This is a genomic window from Companilactobacillus nantensis DSM 16982, assembly GCF_001435815.1.
GTDB lineage: Bacteria > Bacillota > Bacilli > Lactobacillales > Lactobacillaceae > Companilactobacillus > Companilactobacillus nantensis.
In genome coordinates this window covers 1-10,623 of the sequence record NZ_AZFV01000049.1, presented here as the reverse complement: position 1 = coordinate 10,623, position 10,623 = coordinate 1, and the positions used below count along the sequence as shown (strand labels likewise).

At 38.2% G+C, this 10,623-nt stretch carries 9 protein-coding genes; 2 read left to right on the top strand and 7 right to left on the bottom strand.

What is annotated here, in order from left to right:
* The coding region (locus FD31_RS13990; RefSeq protein ID WP_157049171.1) for a MerR family transcriptional regulator at positions 1 to 195 on the bottom strand (195 nt) is incomplete at its 3' end.
* Positions 196 to 276: 81 nt separating this feature from the next.
* Between FD31_RS13990 and FD31_RS13110 the strand changes: the two genes are divergently transcribed.
* Positions 277 to 1,035 (top strand): SDR family NAD(P)-dependent oxidoreductase, encoded by a 759-nt coding sequence (locus tag FD31_RS13110; protein WP_057893236.1) that lies wholly within the window; start codon positions 277 to 279, stop codon positions 1,033 to 1,035.
* Between the two features lie 37 nt (positions 1,036 to 1,072).
* On the opposite strand, the gene sdaAA is transcribed toward FD31_RS13110, so the two are convergent.
* The 5 genes from sdaAA to FD31_RS13085 all read right to left on the bottom strand — a co-directional run bounded on the left by sdaAA (position 1,073) and on the right by FD31_RS13085 (position 7,753).
* A complete protein-coding gene (gene sdaAA, locus FD31_RS13105; RefSeq protein WP_057893235.1) occupies positions 1,073 to 1,939 on the bottom strand; it encodes an L-serine ammonia-lyase, iron-sulfur-dependent, subunit alpha in 867 nt (288 codons plus the stop codon).
* Between the two features lie 14 nt (positions 1,940 to 1,953).
* The gene (gene sdaAB / locus FD31_RS13100) at positions 1,954 to 2,625 is read right to left on the bottom strand and encodes an L-serine ammonia-lyase, iron-sulfur-dependent subunit beta (RefSeq protein WP_057893234.1); all 672 of its coding nucleotides are present in this window, start codon (positions 2,623 to 2,625) and stop codon (positions 1,954 to 1,956) included.
* A 679-nt stretch (positions 2,626 to 3,304) separates the two neighbouring features.
* Positions 3,305 to 4,741 carry a C69 family dipeptidase gene (locus FD31_RS13095; protein ID WP_057893233.1) on the bottom strand — a complete coding sequence of 479 codons (1,437 nt, stop codon included), beginning with the start codon at positions 4,739 to 4,741 and terminating at the stop codon, positions 3,305 to 3,307.
* 69 nt (positions 4,742 to 4,810) lie between these two features.
* Entirely contained in the window at positions 4,811 to 5,803 is a 993-nt protein-coding gene (tdcB, locus tag FD31_RS13090; protein WP_201782118.1) for a bifunctional threonine ammonia-lyase/L-serine ammonia-lyase TdcB, read from the bottom strand.
* A gap of 552 nt (positions 5,804 to 6,355) precedes the next feature.
* Positions 6,356 to 7,753, bottom strand: a complete 1,398-nt coding sequence (locus FD31_RS13085; protein WP_057893231.1) for a glycoside hydrolase family 1 protein — start codon at positions 7,751 to 7,753, stop codon at positions 6,356 to 6,358.
* A 159-nt stretch (positions 7,754 to 7,912) separates the two neighbouring features.
* Here FD31_RS13085 and FD31_RS13080 point away from each other — a divergent pair, with 159 nt between their 5' ends.
* On the top strand, positions 7,913 to 8,638 hold the full coding sequence (locus tag FD31_RS13080) for a GntR family transcriptional regulator (protein WP_057893230.1): 726 nt from the start codon (positions 7,913 to 7,915) through the stop codon (positions 8,636 to 8,638).
* Between the two features lie 423 nt (positions 8,639 to 9,061).
* Here FD31_RS13080 and FD31_RS13075 read toward each other — a convergent pair whose 3' ends face one another.
* A complete protein-coding gene (locus FD31_RS13075) occupies positions 9,062 to 10,084 on the bottom strand; it encodes an LCP family protein (RefSeq protein ID WP_057893229.1) in 1,023 nt (340 codons plus the stop codon).
* Positions 10,085 to 10,623 lie beyond the last annotated feature (539 nt).

Genomic DNA, 10,623 nt, shown 5'->3' with positions numbered 1-10,623 from the left:
CAAATCAACTAGCACCACGCGTAAATGAATAATTTTATTAAGACTATTTAAATTAGCATCAGAGTATTCTCGTTGTCCCTGAGAATTTCGTTTAATATCTTGTAGCAACCCAATTTTTTCATAATATCTTAAAGTATCGTATGTAACATCATACTTTTCTGCCACAGTTTTAATTGAATAAATAATGACCACCACTTTTTTATTTTTTTGCTTGCGCTAGTGTAACACCAGCGTGATAAGCTGTTCAACATTCCAGTTAAGGTAGGTATATATATTATGAAAAATGATTCAGTCATTACCCTTGTTACCGGAGGCAATCGCGGTATGGGACTTGCAATTGCAAAAAGTTTGGCAACATCTGGTCAAAAAGTTATTATCGGTTCACGTAATTTAGATAATGGTCTTGCAGCTGTTGAAAAGCTTAATTCTGAGGGTCTAAAACTAGATGCTATCCAACTAGACGTAACTGATTCAACTTCAGTTACTGCCGCTGCTCATACATTAGCAAAAAAATATGGTTATTTAACAACTTTAATAAATAATGCCGGCAGTGTTTTTGACTTTGGAATGGAACCATCCCAAATTTCACAAGAATTGCTTCGAAAAGATTTCGAAGTTAACTATTTTGGATTAATCGATGTGACACAAAAAATGATGCCACTATTAAAGAAAGCTCCTCAAGCTAAAATAATTAATATTTCCAGTATGATGGGATCTAAAACAGAAGCCCTAAATCCCCAATCCGAAGTTTATCGTGCCGTAGCGGTTGGTTACCAATCTGCCAAAGCTGCTGCCAATATGTTTACCGTTCAATTGGCCAAGGAAATGAGCCGAAATAACTTACCAATTACAGTTAACGCAATTGACCCTGGTATGGTAGCCACTGAATTTGGCGGTGCTACTCCAGAACAAGCTCGTGAAATGGGCGCTAAACCAATTACTGTAGGAATTAAACGTACAATTGCTTTAGCTACCGATTTTGAAAACAAAGATAATGCAACATTTACAAATATTAATGGACCCGTTGCATGGTAAAAAACTAAAATCACCTATCTTGGGTGATTTTTTTGTTTTAATCACCAAAAATCTCTTTTTTCAATCTCAAGGCAGTTGGTGTTGTTGCTAATCCACCTTCAGCAGTTTCTTTAAAGATTGAAGGCATTTGTTGTCCAACTTTATGCATCGCTTCGACAACTTCATCAACTGGAATAACACTCTTAATTCCTGCCAAGGCCATATCTGCCGAAATCATTGCCTGTGAAGAACCAAGTGCATTACGTTTAACACAAGGTACTTCAACTAAACCGGCCACGGGATCACAAACGAGTCCCATCATATTTTGGAGCGTAATAGAAATAGCCTCAGCGGCTTGTTGCGCCGTTCCACCTTTAGCACAAACCAAGGCAGCTGATGCCATAGCGGCCGCTGAACCAACCTCAGCCTGACAGCCGCCTTCCGCTCCAGCAATTGAGGAATTATTTGCAATAACCAGTCCAAAAGCTCCAGCTGTGAAAAGAAAATCCACTTGTTGATCACGTGTTAAATGAAGTCTATCCCTTGTTGCTACTAGTACCCCGGCTAAAACTCCAGCACTACCAGCAGTTGGTGTGGCACAAATCAATCCCATTTTGGCATTAACTTCATTGACCGCTACAGCGTTACGGACGGCTTCCAAAATTGGCTCTCCACTTAAGAAATCGCCCTTTTTAATGTATGCATCCATCAGCTTAGCATCCCCGCCAGTTAAACCAGTTACTGATTTAACTCCAGCAATACCTTGTTCAATTGATTTTTCCATAACTTCCAGGTTACGTTCCATCTGCGAACGAATAAATTCTTTACTACGATCCGTATTTTCCATTTCTGTTTGGATCATCAAGTCAGCCACTGAATCGTAATCAGCACTTTTTTCAACTAATTCTTTAATTGTATAAAACATCTTGTAATCCCCTATTATTCAAAATACGTTGCGTTATCGACGTTAGGCAAGGCTTTTAGTTTGCTCAAAATTTCTGGACGGTCACGACGTTCATCAACCTCGATAATCATAATGGCCTTTTCACCTTTAGAAGCACGCGTAACAGTCATCGTTCCGATATTAATATTGAAATTAGAAAAGACGTCAGTTACTTTGGCAATCATTCCAGCAATATCTTGATGAACAGTGATATAAGTTGGTGTTCCCAAACTCAATGACATCTTAAAACCATTAATTTCAGAAATCTGAATATTTCCGCCACCGATTGAAACGCCTGTTACAGACAGCTCGTGGTCGCCTTTAACTAAAGTGATTTTGGCAGTATTAGGGTGGTCAACTTTATCGCTTTTGGGTACAAAAGCTACCTTGATACCTTGTTCGTAGGCAATTTTCAAAGAATCAGCTAGTTGCTCATCATCTGGTTCCATTCCCAAAAGACCACCGACGATGGCGACATCTGTTCCATGACCACGATATGTCTTAGCAAAAGATTCATAGAGATCAATGGTAATTTTTTCTGGTTTCTCTCCGAAAATATCGTGAACCACTTTTCCGATTCTGGCGGCTCCAGCTGTATGGGAACTGCTAGGACCCACCATTACCGGTCCGATAATGTCAAAAACACTTTTAAAACGCACATCTTTCATGGCACATACCTCTTTGTATTCAATAATTAAATTTTACAATTATTGATGTTGTAATTCATTATTATTTTTATTTAATAACTAAAAGTTGAAAGTTAAATATGATGTGAAGTTTGTAATAGGCCGCCTCCAGAAGCAAGAAATTTAGGTCGCTGTGGGGACCGATTGAAGCCAAAAAACGGTCTTCAATCTCGATTTTGAACCTCGCACAAACCACGAGTTTCAAAATTCGTCCCGTGGTGTAATAGCTAAAGCTATAACGCTACCTTCACAGCGACCTAAATTCTTGCTTCTTCCGGCTAGTTTAGTATTTTTGTTTTGGATTAATCATAAATAAATTGGAGTATTACTGTTTAGTTTGGCTATTTTCGCGTCAATGATGACTAGAGTACCAAGACTTAAACTATGTTTTGAGCCTTTCAACCTTTAGACAAAAAAACGACAAATACCTTTTACACCTACCTTGGTTGGTTTGGGAGGTATTTTTTTTATGGTATTTGTCGGTTTTTGGTTCTTATATATATGCTGTGTTTTTTTAGACCATATGACTGCAGCGGCTCTAAAACGAGCTACGCAGGCCAATTTCTTCCGCTTTTCATAGGACTGTAAATCGCACACAAAACCGGTGTGCAATTCACAGTCCTACGAAAATGCTCGGAAATTCCCGGGCCTGCTCCGCTCTCTAGAGATTGGGATCCATCTTAAATGTTAACTTCGATAACTCTGTTCCTTTAGTAACCAAATCTGCAATATGAGCTTTGGTTGCGTCATTATAATGTTTGATAATTTCTTTATTTTGTTCTGTTAAGTAATCTGTCAATTCAGTGCCCTTCATTGTGACTGCTTTCTTGTCTACTTCAGCAATCTTTCTTCTGGCCCATGATGACAATTCTTTTTGATAGTCCAAGTTTGGTTCAACAAATTCCTTGTAATGTGATTCGACAACCATTGCTAGTGTTTCGTACATCCAATAAGCACTCTTCATATCTAGCTTATCTGGCGTATAATTATATGATTCGTCTACGTCATTGGCATTGGTAAAGAATGGTACGTGTGGGCAGAAGCTTGGAATTCCAAAGCCTGTCCATTCGACACCGGCAGCTCCATTTTTTGCTGAATCTCTCATTTGTAAAATGTGTGAGTTAGCTGTTCTTGATAATGAAATGGCACGGTATGTTCGTTTGTCGTGGTCTGAACCGCTGCCCATTGGGTCATATTTTGTTTCATTGTAGTGTGACTTCAAAATATATTGGATATCTTCAACAGCAATTTTCTTTTCAGCTTTTCTAATGAAAGGAAGTTCTGGTGATTCTGGTTCTTGCTGAATTGATGGGTTCAAATAACGTTGAGCGAACCAGACACGTGGTGTGTTGTAATGGTGATCTTGTTCAGTGTCTGTTCCAAATATATGTCTGAAATCCCAACGGTCAAAATCAGGGTTCAAATTGTTTTCAGTTACAAATTCTTGGATCCCATCAGCCCACATGTAGTTTTCTGGGTCGTTAAAGTCGATATCTTGGATAGCAACTTGATTGGCAGCAACGGCGTAACTGTCATCAGGAATTCTGACAGCAACCCATTGGTGGCCTGTAACAACTTCCATATACCAAACTTCGTCTTTATCGTTGAATTGCAAACCATTACCTTCAGCGGAACCATATTTAGCAACTAAATCGCCTAAATACTTCACACCATCACGTGCTGAATCGATGTATGGCAATACTAAGGTTGCTAATGAATCTTCGGCTAAACCATCTTTAACATATGGGTCAAAAGCTAAAACTTTTTCATTGGCATAAACACTCTCAGTCGCACTCATACCAACATTTTTCTCATTAAACCCGTCTTCTTCATTGGGACCGGCGGTCTTTTGATTAGTACTTGGTGTAGCGGTATAACGGTAACCACTTTCTGGGTATGGTGCCGTCATATTGTTATAAGGTGAGACATATGTTTCATGACGTCCAGAAACAGCTGGTTGCACGATGACACGTTTTGGTTCAATTGCCAACATACGGTCTTCGTTTCTTGAAATATAAGTTGCTCCGTCCATTGAAGCTTTCTTACCTACCATAATTGATGTACAAGCTGATGCTTCGATACGATCGAGTTCTGTCATTTTTTATCCCCCAATTAAAAATTTCTTTATATCATTTATGATACGCGTTCTCCAATTTTTAAGACACCCTTATCCAACAAAATGATCGATATTAGTTGCCACTCGTTCAAGGTCGACATTGCCCCCAGAAACTAATGCTACGACTTTCTTATGTTCGAGCCACTTAGGATCAATCTTGTGTGCTTCTAAAGCAGCCGTTGGCAAAGCTCCAGCTCCTTCAGCCACTACTTTGGCACGTTGTAATAAATCTTTCATGGCCGTCGAAATCTCATCTTCACTAACTAAAATCATTTCATCAACCAGATTTTTAGTGATTGGGAACGTTATTTGACCTGGTGTAGCAACAGCCGTCCCATCAGCTAAAGTCTTACCAACACCATACGTCGTTATTTCGTCAGCTTGATACGATGCTGTCATCCCGTGAACATTTTCAGACTGCACACCAATCAAATGAATATCAGGATTAATCGCTTTAATAGCCGTGGCAATACCAGAAATCAAACCGCCACCGCCAACAGGAACAATCACAGTTTCAACATCGTGCAGTTGTTCCAAAATTTCCAAACCAATCGAACCTTGACCAGCAATCACATCCACATCATCGTATGGATCAACAATCGTATAACCTTTTTGCGCAGCTTCTTCTTCCATGAATTGGTGAGCTTCATCAAAAGTATCACCATGCAAAACAACTGTGGCTCCATAGCCAGCAGTAGCCTGTTGTTTGGCTAACGGAGCACCATGTGGCATCACGACAATTGATTTAATACCTAACAACTTAGACGTCAAAGCCACACCCTGAGCATGGTTACCAGCCGAAGCAGTTATCACGCCACGAGCTTTTTCCGCAGCGCTCAAGTGATTAATTTTATTAAAAGCACCGCGAAATTTAAACGAACCAGTCAGCTGCATATTCTCAAGTTTCAAATAAACTTCCCCACCAGTCACATCACGACTCAAGAACATCGATTGAATCAAGGGCGTCACCCGACCAACCTGATGAATCAATTGGGCAGCTTTTTTAATATCACCGATTGACACCGGATTATGAAATCGTTGCATCGTCTTAATATCTTCAACAGTCATCAATTCTGTCCACCTCCAAACACATTTCATTTTCATGTTAACGCTTACATTTAATCAAAACAACCTATTTTTGTGATTATTATCACATTAGTTTTAGCTGTCTATCAACGTTAAACACATGTGTTCAAAATCTGGTATAGTATATTTTCATGAAAATACATTAATCTTTTCAAAATAAAAAGAGTACTAACCAAATTTCGAGTTTAGTTAGATACTCTTTATTTAATATTTATATTTGTAATTAATTTTTTATTGTCAATTTAAATTGCATACGTATCTTTGTAGTGAATTTATCATAGTTTCATACACTTCCACAGCCTACGAAAATTAAATTTCTAAAAGAAACTAGTCGGAAGAATCGAGAAACTTTAACTGGCTGTGAACGTGGCGTTAGAGCTTTAGCTCTTACACCACCGGGCGTGTTTGGAGACTCGCGGTTTTTGCGAGGCTTCAAACCGAGATTCGAGACCTTGGCTCGAATCGGTCCGCATAGCCAGTTAAAGTTTTCTCGGTTCTGGAGACGGCTCTTTAACGTGAACTGGCTGGAATTAAATTGTCCAAGTTAGCTCCATTGCTTTCAATAACTTGCTTTAACCACCAATAACTTTTCTTAGGTATGCGTTCCATATCTTTCAAATCATGGTTAGTTCGATTGACAAAAACAGTGCCATAACGCTTGTCCATATTGCCGCTAGAACTAGGAATATCAATCAATCCCCAACCTAAGTAGCCTAAAACTTCAACGCCATCTTCCAAAATGGCATCTTTCATCGCTTGAATATGGTCACGTAAATAATTAATCCGGTAATCATCTTGAATTTCAGACCCAGTATATTCTTCACGAATGCCAATCCCATTTTCAATCGGAAACATTGGCACACCATATTCGTTATAAACTTTCGTCAAGATATCGCGAAAACCTAACGGATCGATTTGCCAACCAAATTCAGATGTTTGTAAAAATGGATTCTCTTTGGCACCATACTCCAAGTACTGATTAGGTACTGTCCCAGCGGGCACATCATCAGCGCTAATGGTTTCGCTCCGATAATAACTAAATGCCAAAAAGTCAGAAGTAACTTGAATCAATGTCTCATCGTCATTTAATTGATAGTCCATTTCAATCTTGTGATTTCTAACGTACGTCATTACTTCATGTGAATAACGACCATAAACAAAGGAATCCAACAAATTCCGGTTTAAAAATTCATTAATTTGACGGGCATACAAAACATCCCGTGGATTTGGTGTCGCTGGATAAACTTCACTATAAGCTAGCATCCCACCAATCAAACAATCGGTCTTTTGATGAATGTAATTAGCCACTCCTGCATGAGCTAACATGACGTGATGGCTAATTTGGTACATTTCATCAATCGTTTTGTCACCTTTCAAATAACCGGAAATATTAAAAGCTTCACTCGTATGGTACAAATTTTGTTCATTAAAGGTAATCCAATATTTAACTCGGTCACCAAAGCGTTTCACCATTTCAATTCCATATCTAACAAAAGCACTGACCACTGGCCGTGATAAAAAGCCATTGTACTTTTCAGCTAATTTCAATGGCATATCAAAATGATACAGACAAATCATTGGCGTAATATTACGTTTTAACAAAGCATTGATCAACTTATCGTAAAATTCGATTCCAGCTTCGTTGAAATTTCCATTACCTTCAGGGTCTACCCGACTCCAAGAAATTTGGAACCGATAAAAATTCATCCCCTGATTAGCCATCAAGTTGATATCCTCTTCATAACGGTGATATTCGTCAATGGCATCATGCCAATCAGAAGTATTTTCAGTCGCTTCTTTAATATCATAAACTGACTTTCCTTTACCATCTAAATTCCAAGCACCCTCAGTTTGCATACTCGAAGTAGAGTTTCCCCAAAAGAAATCCTCTGGCAATTTATTTGTCATGATTCATCCGCCCTTCTTTATGAATACGGTTTCAGCATACCACAAAACAGCATAATGTAAACGTCTCATTAAAAATAAGTATATACTTTTAAAAGAGACGGAAATTGTTGCTCATTAATGCTAAACTATTACTGAAATGGTCTAGGGGGATATTTACTTATGGCATACAAGTACAAAGAAGTCGCAAACACTTTAAGGCATCAAATTCAAAACGGTCAGTACGAACCTGGAGAATTGATGCCTGATCAAAATCAAATTGCTAAAAACTTTAATACAACCAGAATCACTGTACACAAAGCACTCCAATTGTTAATGGTTGAGGGTATGGTTTACTCTAAACGTGGATCTGGTACTTACGTACGTAAAGACTACGTGCCCAACCAACATAGCGATAATTTCGGAAAAGTTTCACCAATTGATAAACCATTTGGTGCCACTATGACCAATCAAGGTAAAACTGTCACTAGTAAAGTTTTAGAATTGTCAGCCCGGATTCCCACCAAAGATGAAGCTGATAAGTTAATTATCCAGCCAACCGAACCAGTCTACGTCATCCGTCGAGTTCGCTACGTCAATGGAAAAATCTTCGCCTATGAACACACTATCATGCCAACTGCTATTACAACTCTGACCGAAGATATTTTGGAAAAATCTATTTATGGACACTTACAACAAGAAGGACTCAGCATCGAAGGGACACACCGTATCGTTCACGCTGACAAAGCTGACCACACCGATGTCGATACAGGTATTGCCAAAAAGATTGGTGAACCGGTGCTTGTAATTAATCAATTGAGCTACCTCGATGATGGTCAACCATTCGAAATTTCAGAATCCCGTTTTCCATACCAAACAAGTCGTCTGACTGCTGACATCACTTTATAATTGATTAAAATAGTTGAAAGTTAAATATGCTGTGGAGATAGTAGTAGTTCGCCTCCAGAAGCAAGAAATTTAGGTCGCTGTGGGGACCGTCGAAAGCCAAGGTCTTTCGGCTCGATTTTGAACCTCGCACAAAACGCGAGTTTCAAAACTCGTCCCGTGGTGTAGGCGCTAAAGCGCCAACGCCACCTTCACAGCGACCTAAATTATTGCTTCTTCCGGCTAGTTTATTTTTGGGTTTTGATTAAACATAAATAAATTGGAATATTACTTGTTTGGCTTGATTATTTTTTCGTCAATGATGACTAGAATATCAAGAGTTAAAGTATGTTTTGATTCTTTCAATCTTTAGTTAAATGGATAATAAAAAGAATACTCACGAGAATTTTTTCTCATGGGTATTCTTTTTTAGTAAAAATCATATTTTTAATATGTGTTATTTGAATAATGAACTGTATCTAAATCAAAAGTGTCATAGTCAGTATCATCTTCGTTCGCAAAGAAAGCCGGATTCTTTGCATTCAAGCGTGTTTCAGTATTATCCAATGTCTGTTGTTCCAAACCAAGATTAGCACGTAATTTATCTGAAGCACTTTGCATTGTCGAAGTTGGTAAAATTTGATACGAACTTTCGTTAATCCATGCTGTTTGTCCTTGAATTTGGTTAAATTCCATCTTCTTGGCACTGCTATGATATTTCAAAATGATTTGATCAATTTGAGACGTTGTTAAATCAGTGTTGATATCACTACCCAACTTTTTGATTAAATCAGGCACTTTAACAAGATATTTCGGTTGCTCTAATTTCTTAACAACAGCCCGAAGGATTTGTTGCTGACGAATTTGCCGACCATAATCACCACGAGGGTCTTGATAACGCATTCGAGCATAAGTTAACGCTTCTTTACCATTCAAATGATGCGTTCCCTTAGGAATCGTTACGCCATCAAAAGAAACATTCATTGGACTAGTAACAGTCACTCCACCGACAAAATCAACAGTTCTTTCCAAAGCCTCCATATTAATAGCCACATGATAATCCACAGGCACACCTAACAAACTACCAACAGTCTTTTTGGCCATCTTAGACAAGCCAATATTGTAAGCTGCATTGATTTTTTGAACATTTTTCGGACTATCTCCCACCATCTCAGCCAAAGCATCACGGGGAATCGAGTAAGCGACAGTCTGCTTCTTTTGAGGATTGAGCGTCAATAACATCATAGTATCCGAATTACCACGATCAACCCGGCCATCAGTCCCAGTATCAGCTCCCAGTAACAAGATAGAAAAAGGTTTACTCTGATCGATTTTTTTAGAAACACTATTCTTATTGGTATCCAACGATTTCAGCGATTCTTGGGTTCGATAAACAAATAAACCACCAATTCCCAAAATTATGACTAAAATTATACCAATTATGATAGAAATTATTTTAAATTTTTTCATTTTTTATATCCTATATTTTATTGTTTCCAATTATAAAACGAATTGATAAGTTTCTGCAAATTTCTCCCGTCAGTATTTTCCACCAATGATGAGAAAATCAATCCACAGTTAGCCTATCCCTTAGAACCTAATTTTGAACTTCAAAAAGAACAATAATCTGACAAAATTACTACCATATATGACTTAAACAGCCTAACAAAATTTCCAATTATGGTTAACTATTTTGTACTCACAAACCAAACTATATAAATTTAATTTTGTTTATTATCATCCTAAAATAATTTTCATAAATGACAAAACAGTAGATTTAAAATGTACCAATTGTATAATTCCAGCTTAAGACTTGAAAAAGGACAGCTTGAAGACGCCCCCAAATTTTTTGCTTCCGAATCATAGTAATAAAGCTGCAGCAGTCCCACTAGCCGGAGGGTGAGAGTTATGGAGTTATGCTGTGATGGTGGTGTTAGAGCACGATTTTTGCTCTTACAGCACGGACGACTTTTGAAACTTGAGCGGTTTTCTCAAGGTTCAAAAGCGAG